The organism is Anaerosphaera multitolerans, assembly GCF_004006535.1.
Lineage (GTDB): Bacteria > Bacillota > Clostridia > Tissierellales > Peptoniphilaceae > Anaerosphaera > Anaerosphaera multitolerans.
Genome location: NZ_RLIH01000003.1, coordinates 53276 through 71873 on the forward strand (window position 1 = coordinate 53276; position 18598 = coordinate 71873).

At 30.0% G+C, this 18598-nt stretch carries 22 protein-coding genes; 1 reads left to right on the forward strand and 21 read right to left on the reverse strand.

Going from position 1 to position 18598, the window contains the following annotated elements; translation table 11 throughout:
• Positions 1-268: 268 nt before the first annotated feature.
• Complete coding sequence (locus EF514_RS02755; protein WP_127723608.1) at positions 269-1183, forward strand: LysR family transcriptional regulator; 915 nt, start codon at positions 269-271, stop codon at positions 1181-1183.
• Between the two features lie 60 nt (positions 1184-1243).
• Here the strand turns inward: EF514_RS02755 and EF514_RS02760 are convergent, their stop codons facing one another.
• The 21 genes from EF514_RS02760 to EF514_RS02860 form a co-directional block, all read right to left on the reverse strand.
• Entirely contained in the window at positions 1244-1789 is a 546-nt protein-coding gene (locus EF514_RS02760) for a rubrerythrin family protein (RefSeq protein ID WP_127723610.1), read from the reverse strand.
• A gap of 95 nt (positions 1790-1884) precedes the next feature.
• Positions 1885-2949 carry a peptide chain release factor 1 gene (gene prfA / locus EF514_RS02765; protein WP_127723612.1) on the reverse strand — a complete coding sequence of 355 codons (1065 nt, stop codon included), beginning with the start codon at positions 2947-2949 and terminating at the stop codon, positions 1885-1887.
• Position 2950: 1 nt separating this feature from the next.
• A complete protein-coding gene (prmC, locus tag EF514_RS02770; RefSeq protein ID WP_127723615.1) occupies positions 2951-3784 on the reverse strand; it encodes a peptide chain release factor N(5)-glutamine methyltransferase in 834 nt (277 codons plus the stop codon).
• Positions 3778-4737 (reverse strand): DUF1385 domain-containing protein, encoded by a 960-nt coding sequence (locus EF514_RS02775; RefSeq protein ID WP_127723617.1) that lies wholly within the window; start codon positions 4735-4737, stop codon positions 3778-3780. The genes prmC and EF514_RS02775 overlap by 7 nt, the downstream gene beginning before the upstream one ends.
• A 38-nt stretch (positions 4738-4775) precedes the next feature.
• Positions 4776-4982: a 50S ribosomal protein L31 gene (gene rpmE / locus EF514_RS02780; RefSeq protein WP_073182645.1), complete on the reverse strand. Its 207-nt coding sequence runs from the start codon at positions 4980-4982 to the stop codon at positions 4776-4778.
• Between the two features lie 75 nt (positions 4983-5057).
• Positions 5058-5486, reverse strand: a complete 429-nt coding sequence (locus tag EF514_RS02785) for a DUF4342 domain-containing protein (RefSeq protein ID WP_127723619.1) — start codon at positions 5484-5486, stop codon at positions 5058-5060.
• A 48-nt stretch (positions 5487-5534) separates the two neighbouring features.
• A complete protein-coding gene (locus tag EF514_RS02790) occupies positions 5535-6191 on the reverse strand; it encodes a potassium channel family protein (protein WP_127723621.1) in 657 nt (218 codons plus the stop codon).
• A gap of 8 nt (positions 6192-6199) precedes the next feature.
• Complete coding sequence (locus tag EF514_RS02795; protein ID WP_127723623.1) at positions 6200-7552, reverse strand: TrkH family potassium uptake protein; 1353 nt, start codon at positions 7550-7552, stop codon at positions 6200-6202.
• 62 nt (positions 7553-7614) lie between these two features.
• Positions 7615-7965 carry a 50S ribosomal protein L20 gene (gene rplT, locus EF514_RS02800; RefSeq protein ID WP_127723625.1) on the reverse strand — a complete coding sequence of 117 codons (351 nt, stop codon included), beginning with the start codon at positions 7963-7965 and terminating at the stop codon, positions 7615-7617.
• Between the two features lie 18 nt (positions 7966-7983).
• Positions 7984-8175, reverse strand: coding sequence for a 50S ribosomal protein L35 (gene rpmI / locus EF514_RS02805; RefSeq protein WP_127723627.1), 192 nt, complete (start codon positions 8173-8175; stop codon positions 7984-7986).
• An 11-nt stretch (positions 8176-8186) separates the two neighbouring features.
• Complete coding sequence (infC, locus tag EF514_RS02810) at positions 8187-8720, reverse strand: translation initiation factor IF-3 (protein ID WP_127723629.1); 534 nt, start codon at positions 8718-8720, stop codon at positions 8187-8189.
• Positions 8721-8858: 138 nt separating this feature from the next.
• Positions 8859-9488 carry a uridine kinase gene (udk, locus tag EF514_RS02815; RefSeq protein ID WP_127723631.1) on the reverse strand — a complete coding sequence of 210 codons (630 nt, stop codon included), beginning with the start codon at positions 9486-9488 and terminating at the stop codon, positions 8859-8861.
• The gene (locus EF514_RS02820) at positions 9485-10717 is read right to left on the reverse strand and encodes a peptidase U32 family protein (protein ID WP_127723633.1); all 1233 of its coding nucleotides are present in this window, start codon (positions 10715-10717) and stop codon (positions 9485-9487) included. The genes udk and EF514_RS02820 overlap by 4 nt, the downstream gene beginning before the upstream one ends.
• Positions 10717-11364, reverse strand: a complete 648-nt coding sequence (locus EF514_RS02825; protein WP_127723635.1) for an O-methyltransferase — start codon at positions 11362-11364, stop codon at positions 10717-10719. Before EF514_RS02825 ends, EF514_RS02820 begins: the two co-directional genes overlap by 1 nt.
• 48 nt (positions 11365-11412) lie before the next feature.
• Complete coding sequence (locus EF514_RS02830; RefSeq protein ID WP_127723637.1) at positions 11413-13077, reverse strand: ribonuclease J; 1665 nt, start codon at positions 13075-13077, stop codon at positions 11413-11415.
• Complete coding sequence (locus EF514_RS02835; RefSeq protein ID WP_127723639.1) at positions 13067-13528, reverse strand: Fur family transcriptional regulator; 462 nt, start codon at positions 13526-13528, stop codon at positions 13067-13069. The genes EF514_RS02830 and EF514_RS02835 overlap by 11 nt, the downstream gene beginning before the upstream one ends.
• Before the next feature lie 8 nt (positions 13529-13536).
• On the reverse strand, positions 13537-13782 hold the full coding sequence (locus EF514_RS02840) for a DUF1292 domain-containing protein (RefSeq protein WP_127723641.1): 246 nt from the start codon (positions 13780-13782) through the stop codon (positions 13537-13539).
• Positions 13783-14202: a Holliday junction resolvase RuvX gene (ruvX, locus tag EF514_RS02845; RefSeq protein WP_127723952.1), complete on the reverse strand. Its 420-nt coding sequence runs from the start codon at positions 14200-14202 to the stop codon at positions 13783-13785.
• 90 nt (positions 14203-14292) lie between these two features.
• On the reverse strand, positions 14293-14544 hold the full coding sequence (locus tag EF514_RS02850) for an IreB family regulatory phosphoprotein (RefSeq protein WP_127723643.1): 252 nt from the start codon (positions 14542-14544) through the stop codon (positions 14293-14295).
• A 49-nt stretch (positions 14545-14593) separates the two neighbouring features.
• Complete coding sequence (gene alaS, locus EF514_RS02855; protein WP_127723645.1) at positions 14594-17221, reverse strand: alanine--tRNA ligase; 2628 nt, start codon at positions 17219-17221, stop codon at positions 14594-14596.
• Between the two features lie 87 nt (positions 17222-17308).
• The gene (locus EF514_RS02860) at positions 17309-18595 is read right to left on the reverse strand and encodes an AI-2E family transporter (protein WP_127723647.1); all 1287 of its coding nucleotides are present in this window, start codon (positions 18593-18595) and stop codon (positions 17309-17311) included.
• Between the last annotated feature and the right edge of the window lie 3 nt (positions 18596-18598).

Genomic DNA, 18598 nt, shown 5'->3' on the forward strand with positions numbered 1-18598 from the left:
AGAATATCATCATAACATCTATTTATCAACGTTTTAATTTTTGGATAACGTTTTACCTCGCTAAAATATATATCTATATATTCTAATTAGTTGAGTAATTTAATAATCAACTTAAAGTGTTATATAAACTTCTAGTATATTATTTTTAATAATTATTATAAAATGTCACGTATTTCTCTTATTATCAATGTTTATTTTTAAATTATGTGATAAAATAGATTCTATAAAATCATTCAGTTTTTTGGTTTAATTAATATAGGAGGTAATTATGAACATTCAACATCTATATTATTTTCAATCTCTAGCTAAATACGAACATTACTCAATTGCTGCTGATGAACAGCTTACATCACCTTCCAGCATTAATTATGCAATTAATACTATGGAAGATGAAATAGGACTTCCATTGTTTCAAAAAGTTGGAAGGAATATTAAATTGACAAAATATGGAATTATTTTTTTAGACTATGTAAATAATATTTTAAACATTTATGAAAGCGCATTAAATGAAATGAACGACTTTAAATTTAAGATTAGCAGCTCAACTAAAATTGCATGTGTCGCCTCTATGAGTTTAGAATTTCTACCTTTATTGTTTTCATCTTTTAATGAGCTACACAATAAAGAAAATATGAAATTTGAACTAATTCAAATGGATACAGCAGAATTAATTAAAAATATGAAAGAAAGTAAATTTTTTATGGGGTTTGCTATTAGAGTAGATGACCCGGAAATCTTATCCTATCCTCTTTTTAGAGAAGAGTTTGTTTTAATAACACCAAAAGGTAAATATGACATAGACAAAGAAATTGATGATTTAAGCATATTTGCAAGCGAAAATTTTATTACCTATGATAAAAACTTTTCTATGTATAAGACAATTATGAAAATTTTCAATTCCTATAATTTTAATCCTAATATTACCTATTACGCTCCAACCGACTCAATGGTAGCTGATTTCGTTTCTATAAACCTTGGTGTAGCGATAACTCCAAATTCTCATATGCTAAAAAATTATAATGTAGATATATATTATTTAAAAAATAAAAGTTATAGAACTTTATGTTTACATTGGTTGAAAAACGCTCCAATGACGAGCATAGACAAAAAGCTGAAAAATTTTATACTCAATAATTTTTTAGATATGGCTACAGAATTTTCCAATACTAAACTTTCTTTATAATAATTCATAAAATTTTTACACTAAAAAAACTGCCCTTCAAAGGCAGTTTTAAATTTAAAATTAATATTTTACAAAAACCTTAGCTTTTGCATGACAAATTGGACACTCTTCTAAAGTTGCATCAAAAGTAATATATCCACAAACCGGACAAAGTATTATGTCTTCAGCATCTAAATCTTTACCAGCATCAACACAATCCTTTGCTTCTTGATATCTTTCAGCATGAACTTTTTCAGCTTCTATAGCATATCTCATAGCTTTAACCGCTGTATCTTCTCCTTGCATTTCAGCAACTGCGATGTAAGCAGGATACATTTGTGTATATTCGAACACTTCTCCACCTTTAGCACCCTCTAAATTTTCAGAAGTAGTTCCAATTCCAAATCCTGCCATGGAAGTAACTGGGAAATCACCTTTAACATCTTTTAAAGCATTAAAATGCAATTTAGCATGTACTTCTTCAGCATCTGAAGTAGCTTTAAATAATCTTGCTACATTTTTAAAGCCGGCTTTTTCAGCTTCTTCTCCCCAAATAATATATCTCATGTGGGCTTGACTTTCTCCTCCGAAAGCTGATCTTAAGTTATCACTTGTCATATGGTTCATAAATAATACCCCCTAATAAATTTTATATTACACTATCTTAATATATTATATATAATCTATAATATTAAATCAATATTTATAAAATCATATTTTATCTATGCGTTTTCTATTTTACTAGCTTGGTCACTGGCTATTAAAGTGTCTATTATTTCATCTAAATCTCCGTCAGTAACTGAATCCAGCTTGTGAAGTGTAAGACCTACTCTATGATCTGTAACTCTACCTTGGGGATAATTATAAGTTCTTATTCTCTCAGATCTATCACCTGTTCCAACTTGAGATTTTTTCTGATCTGAAAGAGCTTTATTTTGTTCTTGAAGTTTTTCATCATACAACTTAGACTTTAATAATCTTAAGGCTTGTTCCCTGTTTTGGATTTGAGACCTTTCATTTTGACATTGAACTACTATTCCCGTTGGAACATGTGTAATTCTAACAGCGGAATCTGTAGTATTAACATGCTGTCCACCAGCTCCTGAAGACCTATATACATCAAATTTCAATTCACTTGGATCTATTTCCACTTCCACATCTTCAGCTTCCGGTAAAACTGCTACAGTTACAGTAGACGTATGAATTCTTCCGGAACTTTCAGTTTCAGGAACTCTTTGAACTCTATGAACACCGGACTCATATTTTAACCTTGAATAAGCTCCTTTTCCAATAATCATAAAAATAACTTCTTTATAGCCGCCAATTCCAATTTCATTAGTATTTAATAATTCAACTTTCCAATTATTCCTCTCTGCATATCTTACATACTGTCTAAATAGCACTCCGGCAAATAAAGCTGCTTCATCACCGCCTGCACCTGCCCTAATTTCAACTATAACATTTTTATTATCATTGGGATCTTTAGGAATTAAAAGTATTTTCAATTCTTCTTCAATTTCAATTAGCTTTTCTTCATCTTCTTTAATTTCATCCTTAGCAAGTTCTCTTAATTCATCATCTATCTTTTCATTTAATAACTCTTTATTATCCTCTAAATGTTTTTGAATATTTTTCAATTCTCTATATTTTAAAACTATGGGTTCAATTTCCGCATGTTCAATTGCTGTTTTTTGATATAATTTAGAATCACTTATTACATTAACGTCCATTAATTGACTTTCAAGTTCTAAATATTTATCTTCAAAAGCTTGTATATTTTCGTACATTCTATGCTCCTTTATATGCAACTATTACTCTATCTTTTTGCGCTAAATCTTTAAATACTTTTATCTCATAATCCTTTAAAATTATTTTTAAATCTTCAGCCTGATCATATCCTATTTCAAAAACTAAAAATCCATTTTTATTAAGACGGTTTTTTGCACCTTCAATTATTTTTCTATAAAAATACAAACCATCACAACCACCATCTAAAGCTAATATAGGTTCAAAATTCTTAACTTCAGCCTGTAAATTTTTAATTTCTTCAGTCCTAATATAAGGTGGATTTGAATAAATTATATCATAGCTCCCCGTTACATTAGAATATAAATTACTTTGAATAACACTAATATTTTTTAAGTCATATTTATTAATATTTTTAATTGTATTTTTAATAGCATATTCAGAAATATCAACTGCTAGAAAATCAGCGCACTCATTCATTAGCGCCATAGTAATAGAGACAACACCTGTACCGCAACCTATTTCCAAAAATTTATCGATTTTATTATTCTTAAATATTTCCCTTAAAACATCTACGCTGATTTCAGTGTCATTTCTCGGAATTAATACGTTGTTATCAATATAAAAATCTCTTCCGTAAAAATTGACTTCTCCTAATATATACTGTAGCGGTTCACCTTGTTTTCTACGATTTAAAATTTCTAAATATTCTTTTTCAACCTCTATATCTAATTCATCTTCACTATGAGATATAAAATAGGAAATGTCTTTATTTAATAAATGACTTAAAATCACTTTAACCTCTAAAAAAGGGTTAGTATATTCAGAATTTTCTAAATATTTTAACCCCTTTTCCAACGCTTCTCCTATTACCATAGATCACTTTCACCATCTTCCGGTAAAACAGCCTTTAAACTTTCCAAAGCAACTTCAATCATAGAATCATCCGGCTCTCTTACGGTAATATGTTCTTGAATTTTAAGACCAGGTATGGCTATAAATTTACATAATTTAAGATCACTTTTCCCAATTATTCTATTAACTTCATAAGCTATTCCGGCAATAACAGGAAGTGCAACTAACCTGCTTATAACTCTCATAACTGGACTTGGCCATCCAAAAAAAGAAAGTACTATTATACTTATTATCATAACCATAAATAAAAAACTCGTACCACACCTTGGATGAACTATCGGATATTTTTTTACATTTTCTACAGTTAATTCATCACCAGCTTCATAGCAATGAATTGATTTATGCTCACTACCGTGGTACTCAAATACCCTCTTAATATCATCAATTTTTGAAACATAGTACAAATATATACCGAAAATTATAAGTCTTAATATCCCTTCAACTAAATTTAATAGTAAGGAAGAATCAGCGTACTTATTTAAAAATCCGGCAATCATACTTGGTAAAATCATAAACAATAATGCTGCAATAATAAAAGAAATTAAGACAATAAAAGCCATTTCTACACTTTCTTTTTTGTCTTTAAATATTTTATCTAAAATACCTTTATTTTCATTCGATTCTTTTTTATTTAACTCTTCTTCATCTTCCCAAAAAGATGCAGAATAGGTTAAGGAGTTTATTCCTATAACCATTGATTCAACTAATTTATAGGCTCCTCTAATAATTGGCAAGGCTAGTATTTTATATTTTTTTGATAGGTCTTTTGCTTCTTCAACCTTAAGTTCTATATCATTATCGGGCTTTCTAACTGCTATTGCAATTTTTGAAGGACCTCTCATCATAACTCCTTCAATTAGAGCTTGTCCACCAATTGAAGTTTTAAATAACTCCTTAGTATTTCTTTTCTCCATAATGCTCCTTATAGAAAAATGGTTAGCCTAGCTAACCATTAATCATTTCTTTGATATTTCTTATTGAATCTTTCAATACGTCCGCCATGGTCAGTAAATTTTTGTTTTCCTGTAAAGAACGGATGGCATTCAGAACAAATTTCAACTTTTAATTCTTCTTTAACTGAACCTGTTTTAAATGTTGTTCCACATGATGCACAAGTTACAGTTGCTTCTTTATATTCTGGATGAATTCCTTTTTTCATTAATATACAACTCCTTTATATCAACTATTTAAGTTTAACATAATATTTATACTATTACAATAAATAAAATGACAATTATCTTAAGCTTTTAATATACTCTTTAACGTCTATAACTTCTCCTGAGGATAAAATTATTTTTATAACAAAATCCCCTAAAAAGTCCGTTCCCATAATGCCCACTCCCAATAGAGCTGCTACAGGCGCTATAACTATACCTATAGCAGATACTGTAAGAGAAATATTTAATAATAGCTCTCCATTTCTTTCTATTGTCAATCTGCTGGCATTACCTTCTTCCCAAATTGACTTTATGGCATCTTTAATATCATTAAAATCTATTGTATCTTTTTTATTTTCTTTATTTTCAAAAGGTTCTAAAGAATTTTTAATTAATTTAATCGCCTTATCAACGTCACCATCTGAATCCAATAAAGCTTTTCTTACAACTTCATAGGGAACTCCTGTTATATTCATAACATAATCTATTTTTTCAATTGTTATCAATTCTCAACACCATCCTTATACTACAAATATAATACCCAAATTTAATAATTATATACCTTGCATTTTTTCTAATTTTTGAATATCTTCATTACTTCCAAGTAGTACAAGTATGTCATTTTCCAAAAGGATAGTATCTGAGGATGGAGAAATATCCAAATTATCCCTACTCTCAATGCCAAGAATTGTAACGTTAAATAACTTTCTAAATTGCACTTGCTCTATGGTCTTACCATACCAATCGGGTACAACTTTAATTTCAGCAATTGAAAAATCAGGCGATAATTGAATAATATCCAATATATTACTTGAAGTTAAATTGTGTGCAACTTTGTAACCCATATCTATTTCAGGATAGATTATTTTATTTGCACCTACTTTTTCAAGTATATTTCCATGTCTAAGTCCATTTGCCTTTGCAACTATATAACTGATACCTGCTTCCTTAGACATTATTGTAGCCATAATTGCGGCTTCTAAGTTTGTACCTATTGCAATTACAGCTACATCAAAATTTTTTAATCCTAAATCTTTAATGGCATTTTCGTCTAGTACGTCACATTGAACTGCTGCAGTAACCTGATCCGAAATCCCTTGTACCTTATCAAAATTAATATCTACCACTAAAACCTCATTATCAAGTTCAGCTAAAGTAGTAGCTACAGTAGAACCAAATCTACCACATCCAAAAACAACAAATGATTTCATTTTTCCTCCTAGCCTACCATTATATTTCCTTCAGAGTATTTTACACTTGAAGGTTTCTTTTTCTTTAATATACCCATTGCAATAGTTGCCGGTCCAACTCTTCCAATAAACATAGTAACTGAAAGTATAACTTTGGATAAATCACTTAAATTACTAGTAATACCTCTAGTCAATCCCACAGTACCGAAAGCAGATACCGCTTCAAATAAAATATCCTCGAAGTTAAATCTTTCGTTTTCAATTATTGATAAACTAAAAGCCACAACGATTACTAAGCTTAAACAAATAATTATAATAGTCAAACTTTTTAAAATGGTCTTTGTAGGAATAGTTCTTTTATAAGCAACCGGCTCTCTTTCACCTCTTAAAGCTGAAATGGTTGAAAAAATCAACACACCTATTGTAGTTGTCTTTAACCCACCTGCCGTAGAAGCTGGTGAACCTCCAATAAACATTAAGATTATTATTAAAAATGCTGTTGCATCTTTTAAACCACCTATATTTATAGAGTTAAAGCCTGCTGTACGTGTAATTGTAGATTGAAAGGCAGAAATCAAAAACTTTTCTCCTAAAGAATAATTCTTTAAAGTTTCCGGATTATTGTACTCCAAAATAAAAATAAAAAAAGTACCTATTAACAATAGAGATAAAGTCATTACCAAAACTATTTTAGTATGCACTGTTAGTTTCTTTAAATTTCTCTTAGAATATATATCCAAGTATACTACAAAACCAAGACCACCAATAATAATTAAAGCCATTATAGTAGCATTTACAAGAATATCGGTACTATAAGGTATTATTGAATTTCCTAAAATATCAAATCCTGCATTACAAAAGGCTGAAATTGAATGAAAGATAGAATACCATATTCCTGTTTTTAAACCAAACTGAGGTATAAAACGTATCATAAGCATTAAGCTACCAATGAATTCAATTAAAAAGCTGACGCCTATTACATACTTAGTAAGTTTTACGACTCCAGACATTGAATTGCTATTTAGTTGTTCAACTATTAAAATCCTCTGTTGGAATCCAATCTTTTTCCCCAATAATAAGGCAAACATTGTAAATACAACCATAGTACCAAGTCCGCCTATTTGAATTAATAATAAAATTATTACTTTTCCGAAAATAGTCCAATGCTCTGCAGTATTCACAACCACTAATCCGTTTACTCCAGTAGCAGAACTGGATGTGAATAGAGCATTAACAAAGCCTATAGATTTACCATCTTGACTTGCCAAGGGTAAGTTTAATAGAATAGCCCCTGCAAGAATTACTGTTATAAATGATAAACCTATGAGTAATGGAGGATTTCGTAAAAGACCTAAAAATCGCGATTTTATTTCAGACCACATTTTTATTCCCCCAAAATATTTATAATTTCCCAAAAAAGAAAGTTCCCGAGGGAACTTAATAATTAATTACCTTTTGCAATTTCCACTAAATGTGCAAATCCCTTTGGATCATTAATAGCCATTTCTGAAAGCATTTTTCTATTAATATCAACATTTGCTTTCTTTAATCCATTTATAAATTTAGAATAGCTTAAGCCATTATCTCTAGCTGCTGCATTAATTCTTGTAATCCAAAGCTTTCTAAAATCTCTTTTTCTGTGTTTTCTTCCTATATAAGAATAATTTAAAGACTTCATAACTGCTTGATTAGCAGGTCTAAATAATTTTGATTTTGCTCCAAAATATCCTTTAGCTTGTTTTAATATTTTTTTATGTTTTTTCTTAGCATTTACTGCTCTTTTAACTCTAGCCATTTATCTTTCCTCCTTAAATTATGGAATCATATTATTAATTCTTCTTTGATCTCCAGCACTTACTAAAGAAGATTTTCTAAGTGTTCTAATTCTCTTCGGACTTTTTTTACCTGTTAAATGACTTCTAAAAGCAGAAAATCTTTTAATTTTTCCTGTACCTGTTCTTTTAAATCTCTTAGCAGACCCTCTGTGAGTCTTCATCTTACCCATAATAATCCTCCTTATTTATCTGTCTTAGGAGATAAAAACATTGACATATTTCTACCTTCTAATTTAGGTTTTCTATCCACTACTCCATGCTCAGAAACTAATTCAACAAATTTTTCGAGTACTTCTTTACCAATTTCAGTGTGCCCCATTTCTCTACCTCTAAATCGTACAGATACCTTTACTCTATCTCCATTATTTAGAAATTCAATGGCTTTGTTTGATTTTGTATTTAAATCGTGAGTCTCTATATTAGGTGTCAAACGTAACTCTTTTACACTAATTACCTTTTGTTTCTTCTTAGATTCTTTTTCTTTCTTCATCATCTCATACCTGTACTTACCATAATCCATAATACGACATACAGGCGGTTTCGAATTAGGAGCAACGTTTACTAAGTCTAGTTTCCTCTCCTCAGCCATTTCAAGAGCACGATTTCGAGATACCACTCCTATTTGGTTTCCTTCATCGTCAATTAATCTAACTTCTTTTTCTCTTATCTCTTCATTGATTTGAAGTTCTTTAATTTCTAAGCACCTCCATATAATTAAAAAAAGCGAGCAAAAGCCCGCTAGAATATAAAACTTCTATTCTAAAATAACCTTATAACTTAAGAATAAGGTGAGAAGCGGACTTCTTCTTTACAACTCTTGATAGTATACTACTATAATTAAAAATTGTCAACATTAATCTTTATTTTCCTTTAAAAAAGTTTGAATTTTAGTATTAATCAAGTCAATTGCTACTTCGTTATATCCACCCTCAGGTATTATTACGTCAGCATATTTTTTTGAAGGTTCAACAAATTGCAAATGTGCAGGACGAACAGTCGACATATACTGCAATATAACAGACTCCAAAGACCTGCCCCTCTCTTTTATGTCCCTTAATATTCTTCTTATTATTCTAACGTCACTATCAGTATCTACAAAGACTTTAATATCCAATAACTCTCTAATACTTTCTTCAGTTAAAATTAAAATACCCTCCAGTATAATAACTTCTTTAGGTACAATTAGTTTAGTTTCCTCTTTTCGATTATGGATTTCAAAATCATATATAGGTTTTTCAATAGTTTCGTTATTTCTAAGTTTCTTTAAATGTTCAATTAAAAGATCATTATCAAAGGCGAAAGGATGGTCATAATTGGTTTTTACTCTTTGTTCATATGGTAAAGCACTTTGATCTTTATAATAACTATCCTGCTCAATTATAGTGACTTTATCTTCATCTATTAAAGACTTTAACTCATTGGTAACTGTAGTTTTACCTGAACCGGAACCACCTGCAATTCCTATTATAATTGATTTTTTCATACGCTTTCACTTTTTCTCCTAATCATATAACCCGATTTAACTTCATTGTCTACTTTTATTTTAAAAATTTGCTGAGCATGATTTGCCACATCTAAATCATTACCCTCATCATCAACCATATAATATAATTTTTGTTCAAAATGTTCAATGGAAGGTCCAAATATTTCCACTAATTCATCTTTGAAAATTCTATTTCTCTGTTCAACAGTTGCAATTTTAGATTTTGGATCGTAATCTAAAACCAAACCTACAAAATCATAACCTCTAATATAGGAATTTGTCTTATAAACTTGAGAATCCTCATTTGCCTTACCAAAATAAAATCCGGTTGTAAAATCTCTGTGACTTACCTTTTTTATTTCCTCCATTAAATATGGATTAAATTTATATTCACCCGGATTTTTGTAATAATCATCTATGGCCATTCTATAAGATCGAATTACAGTGGCCAAGTAATACTCGCTTTTAACTCTTCCTTCAATTTTTAAACTTTGAATTCCCGCTTTTATTAATTCATCTAAATGTTCAATAATACATAAGTCCTTAGAGTTCATAATAAAAGTTCCTTCTTCATGTTCCTCTATTGGAAAATACTCCCCAGGTCTTTTTTCCTCAACTAAATAATACTTATATCTGCAAGGTTGGGCACAATCACCCATATTTGCATCTCTTCCGGTCATATAATTAGATAAAAGACATCTTCCGGAGTATGACATACACATTGCTCCATGACCAAAGGTTTCTATTTCAATAGTGCCTTTTGTGTCATTAATTATACTTTTTATTTCATCTAAGGATAACTCTCTTGCAAGAACTACTCTTTTAGCTCCCATTTTACTCCAAAATTGTACTGTAGATGTGTTTGTTACAGAGCCTTGCGTTGAGATGTGTATATCCATTTCAGGACAAGTTTCTTTCACTTTCATAAACATACCCGGATCTGCAACTATTAGAGCATCTACGCCTATATCGTATAATTTTCTTACATAGTCTTCAACGCCGATAATATCCTTATTATGTGGAATTATATTTAAAGTTACGTGAACTTTTTTTCCTCTACTGTGAGCATATAAGATTCCTTCCTCTATTTCATCCATAGAGAAGTTTTTAGATGCTTTTCTTAATCCAAAACTTTCTCCACCTAAATAGACAGCATCTGCACCATAGTCAATTGCTGTCTTTAATTTATTTAAATCTCCGGCTGGAGCTAATAGTTCAATTTTTTTCATTAATTGCTTCTCCTAACTAATAAAACACCGTCTCCTATTGGTACTATTGAAGACTGATATTCCTTATTTTTTGATATTTTATTTAAAAAGTTTCTAAGTCTTTTTACAATAGTTTTTTTTCTTTTGTTAACCAACTCTTCATTGGCAATCATCCCTTTATATAGAACATTGTCGCAAATTATTATACCATCTTCATTTAAATTTTTTAATACTAAGTTGAAATACTTCTCATATTGACCTTTTGCGGCATCAATAAATATTATATCAAAACTATCTTCAAGTTCATTAATAACTTCTGCTGCATCTCCTTCAATAACTTTTATTATAGAATTTAGTTGCTCTTCTTCTATGTTTTTTCTTGCAATTTCTACCATTTCATTTTTTATTTCTATAGTAGTAAAGTTTTTAATGCTATCTGAACTCTTAGTAAAACTTATAGCTGAATAACCAATTGCAGTTCCCAATTCCAACATTTTTTCAGGTTTCTTTATAGAAATTAAAAATTTTATGAATTCTTCCGTTTCTTCTTCAACTATGGGAACATTATGCTCTATAGCAAAATTTCTTAATTTAAATAAATTATCAGTTTTTCTAGGAATTACACTTCTTATATATTCTTCAATATAATCATAATTAATATTTGACATTTGCACCTCTAAAAGGGGAATCTATTAGATTCCCCAAATCTTCAAAAATTAAATTTCCATAATAATTGGAAGTATCATAGGATTTCTTTTAATTTTACTAAATAAAAATCCTTTTAAATCCTCGCGTATATTGTTCTTAAGTGTTGACCAGTCTGTAATTGATTTACTGTCACATTTTCCCAATGTTTTTTTAACAATTTCTCTAGCTTCGTCCATTAAATCTTCAGATTCCCTAACGTATACAAATCCTCTTGAAATAATATCAGGACCTGAAATTATCTTTCCATCTGACTTAGATATTGTTACAACTACTACAATTAATCCATCTTCTGAAAGATGCTTTCTATCTCTTAAAACTATATTTCCAACATCACCAATTCCTAAACCGTCTACTAATATATTTCCAGCCGGTACATCTGATACAAACTTAGCATCTTTTTGTGAAATTTCTAAACAATTTCCATTTTCCATTATAAATATATTTTCTCTTCCTATTCCTAAATCTTCTGCAATACTGGCATGTTTTAACAAGTGTCTTAACTCACCGTGAGCAGGAATAAAATATTTAGGTTTTACTAAAGATAATATAAGTTTTAGTTCTTCCTGACAAGCGTGCCCTGAAACATGGATTTCAGTTAACGTTTCATATATTACATTCGCTCCAACTTCCATTAATTTATTTGTTACTTTTGAAACATCCATTTCATTTCCAGGAATAGGAGTTGCAGATAGAATTACTATATCATTAGGGGTTAACTGAATTCTCCTATGTTCTCCATAGGCAATTCTAGTTAGGGCGCTCATAGGCTCTCCCTGAGATCCTGTCGTTATTATTACCAAATCCTTATCATCATATTTATCCATATTCTTAATATCAATTAAAGTGCCTTTTTTTACCTTTAAATAACCCAATTTATTTGCAGTTTCTGTTACATTTAACATTGATCTGCCAGATAAAACCACTTTTCTATTAAAGTTTTCAGCTGCATTTATAATCTGCTGAATCCTATGAACATTTGATGCAAAGGTTGCAATAATAATTCTATTGGTAATATGATTTGAGAAAATTCTATTAAAGGTTTCTCCAACCTTGCTTTCACTCATTGTATAGCCTTCTCGAAGTACGTTTGTAGATTCTCCAATCATTGCTATTACACCTTTTTCGCCAATTTTTGCAATTCTCTGTAAATCTATTACTTCTCCTGAAATAGGCGTATAATCAACTTTGAAATCTCCTGAATGATATACATAACCTAAAGGTGTTTTAATAGCTAAAGCACAGCTATCAGGTATTGAGTGATTTACCGATATCCATTCAACTTCCATTTTTCCCAGTTTAACATTCTGTCCTGCATGGACTACATTTAAGTCCACTTCACCTAATTTATGTTCTTTTAATTTGTTCTCCAATAAACCTAAAGTTAAAGGTGTACCATAAATAGGCATTTTAATTTTCTTTAGAATATAAGGTATTGCTCCAATATGATCTTCATGTCCGTGAGTTAACACCAAAGCTTTTATTTTTTCTTGATTTTTAATTAAATAGCTTATATCAGGTATTACTACGTCTATTCCCAACATTTCTTCTTCCGGGAATGTCAGACCGCAATCTACAATTATTATCTCGTCCCTATATTCCACAAGAGTAAGATTTTTCCCCACCTCATACATTCCACCCAGGGGAATAATCTTTAATTTGTTACTATTTTTCATTAATTCTCTCCTTCTCATTACTACATTTTTCACAGTAACCATAGAATTTGAGATTGTGGTCAATTATTTTAAAATTTTCTGCTTTTTCAATTTTTTTCTCAAGCTCATCTAATAAATCAAGTTTAAATTCAATTACTTTTCCACAGTTTGTACAAATTAAGTGGTGATGTCTATGAACTGCATCATCAGACTTAATTTCATATCTTATTAAACCATCATCAAAGCTTATTTTATATAAAATTCCCAATTCTTCAAAAAGCATTAAAGTTCTATAAACTGTTGCAATTCCAATTTCAGGATTATCTTTTTTTAAATGTTCAAAAACATCTTCTGTGGAAAGGTGACTATCTCTATTATTTAGAAAAACCTCATAGATTTTCGCTCTTTGATGAGTATACTTATAACCGTTTTCTTTCAATACATTTTTTATATAATCATCACTATATTCCATAATTCACCTCATTGCAATTTATCTTTCATAAGCTCTTCGTATACTTCTATAGCTTCTTCAAGTTCATCATCATCAATTCCCGCCAATAATTCGTTGCCGGCATCATCTACATCAACTCTTAGTATATATACCAAAGGTTCTATATCATCAGCAGGTACCATTGCAACGTAATCATAATCATCAATGCTGAACTTAGCTTTTATGATAAATTCTACAGCATTTCCTTCTTCATCGTAAAAAAGTTGTCTTTGCATTTAAGCCTCCTTTAACCCATCGAGATAAGTCTGCAAAATATAAGTTGCAGCTATTTGATCTACATATTTTTTTCTATTCTCTCTTCTTACGTCAGCTTCAATTAAAACTCTTTGTGCTGAAAGTGTGGTCATTCTTTCATCTAAATAAATAATTTCAACATTATATTTCCGACTAAGTCTAGAAGCAAACTTCATTACTTTTTCTCCCTGAGGTCCTATTGTATTATTCATATTTTTAGGTAAACCTACAACTACTTTTCTTATATCGTATTCAAGTATTATATCTTGAATCTCCTCAAGGGTTTGTTTACTTGTATCTCTCTTTATGGTTTTTAAAGACTGGGCAATTAATCCTAAGGGATCACTTATGGCAACCCCAATCCATTTGTCGCCAACATCTAATCCTAAAACTCTTTCTATTGTTACCACAACCTCATTCTAAGTACATATTTTATAAATTAATTATTTAACAATATGTAAAAGAGATGGATAAATCCATCTCATCACTAATTATTTTAAATAGGATTTTAAAAGCTCTCCTAATAATTCATCTCGCTCAATTTCTTGTATTATGGATCTTGCATTATTATGACTAGTAATATAAGTTGGATCTCCCGATAATATATATCCAATTATTTGATCAATGGGATTATACCCTTTTTCACTGAGAGCTACGTAAACCGATTTTAAAATTTTTTTATATCTTTCCGATTCTGAGTTCTGTTTTTCAAAAACTTGAGTTTCAAAATTCTTATCGCCCATAATATACCTCCAACTTAATTATATCATAAAACCATATTTAATTATATTTTCAAAGTAAGTTTTTTAATTCAGATAAAGCTAAGTCTAATTTGGAAATATCCTTTCCACCAGCGGTAGCCATGTCCGGTCTTCCACCGCCTCCGCCTCCAACTATCTTAGCCACTTCTCTAACTATGTTTCCTGCGGAAATTTTTTGTTTTACCAAATCTTGTGAAACAGTACAAACAAAATTTATTTTATTCTCACTTACAGTTGCAAAAAGTACTACTACACTACCTACTTTATCTCTTACTTCATCAGCTAAATCTCTTACAATGTTTAGATCTACATCTTCAAAAACATGTGTTACATAGTTTATTGAATTGTGATTTTTTACATCTTTAATTATATCAGAAATTTCATTTTTTACTTCTTTTTGCTTTAATTTTATAATTTCTTTTTCATAATTTTTATTTAATTCTATTATTGACTTAATTCTCTCAAGTAATTCTGTGGAATTGACCTTTAAGAACTTCAAGCTCTCATCTCTCATAAATTCTAAACTATTTAAATAATTATAAACTGAAGGGCCTGTTATAGCTTCTATTCTTCTTACTCCTGATGAAATCCCATTCTCAGCTAATATTTTAAACATTAAAATTTCTGAAGTGTTACTTACATGAGTACCACCACAAAGCTCCATGGAAAAATCTCCCATGCTTACTACTCTTACCTCATCGGAATACTTTTCATCAAAGAGGCCTACAGCACCTAATTTAAATGCTTCCTCAACAGAAGTAATAGTCGTTGTCACAGGTAATGATTCACTTATTTTTTCATTAACAATATCCTCTATTTCCCTTAGCTGCTCTTTAGTTATTCCCTCAAAATGAGTAAAGTCAAATCTCATTCTATTATCATATATCTCAGAACCTGCCTGATTTACATGAGAACCCAATACCATTTTTAAAGCTTTATGAAGTAAGTGAGTAACAGAGTGATTTCTACGTATATTAGATCTTCTCTCCGTATCTATCTCAGCATATACTTTTGAATTAGTAACTATACCCTCTTCAACTTCAACTATGTGTATATGAATACCCTTTGAACTGACTTTTGTATCTATTACTTTCACTTTAAAGTTTTCAGATGTAATAGTACCGGTATCTCCTACCTGACCTCCCGATTCTCCATAAAAAGGAGTCTTATCAAGAACAATTAAAGCCCTATCCCCTTCAGAAATTTCTTCTACTAATTCATTATCCTTAACTATCCCAATAATATTAGCTTCTACAGACTCTTTATCATAACCTACAAATTCACTTGTAAAGCTTTCAAATATTTCATCATTGTCTCGATTTGACCATCCAATGTTATCTGAATCGTCTCTGGCTTTTCTTGCCATTTCTCTCTGATGCTCCATATTTTTATTAAAGCCCTTTAAATCTACTTTAAAATTGTTTTCAGCCAATATTTCTATAGTTAAATCTATTGGAAAGCCATAGGTATCGTAAAGCTTAAAGGCAATATCTCCTGAAAGTGTATCTTTATTAGTTCCCTTTAAATCTTTTACCATATAATTATCCAGTAGAGCCATACCCTGTTCAATGGTCTCTAAGAACTTTTCCTCTTCAGCCTTAATTACGGAGATTATTCTATCTTTATTTTCATTTAATTCCTTATAATAATCTCTACCCCAATAATCTATAATAACCTTAGATAACTCACTTAGAAAACTTTCCTTTATACCTAAAATTCTTCCATGTCTGGCAGCTCTTCTAATTAATCTTCTAAGAACGTAACCTCTTCCTTCATTTGAAGGTCTAACTGTATCTGAAATTAAAAAAGTAATAGCTCTAATATGATCAGTTATAACTCTAACTGAAATATCTTTGTTTTTATCACTACCGTACTTATAATTAGATATACTTTCAATTTTATCTATAATGTTTTTAATGGCATCAATTTCAAATATATTATCAGTCTTTTGCAATACAGTTGCAAGTCTTTCTAAACCCATTCCCGTGTCAATGTTAGGATGTTTTAGCGGATGATAATTTCCTTCTTCGTCTTTGTCAAACTGAGTAAATACAAGATTCCAAACTTCTATAAATCTATCGCAATCACAACCCGGCTTACAGTTTTCATCTCCACAGCCATATTCCACTCCTCGATCTACAAAAATCTCAGAGCAAGGACCTGATGGACCAACTTCAAGCTCCCAAAAGTTATCTTCTTTACCTAATCTTACTATTTTTTCTTTTGGTAAACCAACTTCCTCATTCCAGATTTTATAGGCTTCATCATCTTCAAAAAAAACTGTAGCCCATAAATCTTTTTCGGATATTTCAAGATTTTCAGTTAAAAACTCCCAAGCCCAAAAAATTGCTTCTCTTTTAAAATAATCACCAAAGGAAAAATTTCCCAACATCTCAAAAAAAGTAGCGTGTCTATCTGTTATTCCAACATTTTCTATATCACCAGTTCTGATACATTTTTGACAAGTAGCCACTCTTCTAGATGGAGGAGTTAATTCACCTGTAAAATATTTTTTCATTGGAGCCATACCTGCTCCTATTAATAATAAGGATTTATCATTTTTAGGTATTAAAGAAAAACTTGGTAACACCAAATGCTCTTTTGATTCAAAAAATTTTAAATATTCCGATCTAATCTCATGTAATTTCAGATTTTTCATTATACACCTCTTCATCATAAAAAACCTCCCATCAAAGGGAGGAACTTTGCTAATAAAATTATAAGTTGTTAATAAGCATTTGTCAATTTATACTAGCTTAGAATTATTTTCATTATATTTCATTTTTGCAAAATCTATAAGAATTATAATTATTGACACCACAGGCACTGCTAAAATCATACCGAATACACCAAATGTTCCTCCTCCAATTATTATGGATATTAGAATTAACATCGGATTAAGTCCGGTCTTATCAGATAACAACTTAGGTGCAAGTATATTATTTTCTACCCATTGTAGCAATACAAATAAAACACCAACCCAAACTGCTTTAATCGGAGACTCTATAAAGGCGAATAATACTGCAGGTATAAACCCTAGGAATGGTCCTATATAAGGTATTATATCCGCAATACAGGTAATCATACCGATTACTATGGCAAAATCCACACCTAAAATCAATAAATACAACATAGTTGCAAATCCTACAAATAAAGCCATCAAAAGTCTTCCTTTTACAAAATCCAACAAAGCCTGATTTATTTTTTTTGAAACATAAAATATATCATCTTTGTATTTCTTAGGAATATTTCTAATTAAAATATTTTTATACTTATCTTTATCCACTGTAAAATAGAAGGAAAAAATAAATACCAATACAAGCCTAATTAACTTGGAAAATACAACATATACTCCGCTTGCAGCATTTCTCAAATAATCTCCCAATCTATTTTGGAATTCCTCTAAGGAACCAAGGAGGAAATCTTCAAAACTGTTTATTATTTTTTCTATATCTAAAGTGAACATCTGTGTTGAAACTTCACTGGTTACAACTTGTTGAGTTGTTGAACTTTCAATGTTAAAGATATTTGATATTGAATCTAAAAATCCTGTAAGTATATTACTTCCTGCCTCAATTATAGTAGGTATACTTTTCAATAGATTCGATATCTCTTGTATTGTCTTCGGTATAACAATTGTCAAAAGTAAAGTGAATATTAATATTGCAGTAAAGTATACTATAATTACCCCATACTTTCTACTTACATTTTTTTCTTCCAAGAAAGTAACTGCTGGATTTACTACAAAAGCCACAATAATACCAGCTAAAAGTGCCCATACAGTATCTCCTACTATGGAATATCTGCTAAAAATAGCCCTTATTATAAAAATTACAATTAGAACTACAATAATTTTTAGAACTAATTTCAAATCGATTCCAAGTCTTTTATTTTTTTCAATATATCTATTACCTATGTTTATTAAATAATAAATTATTAAAAAAAGTAAAATTATAGATAAAATTGTAACTGCTCCAGTTAAAACCTTGGGCATCATATCACTTACTTGTGGTGTTATCATAGTTGAGTTCATAAT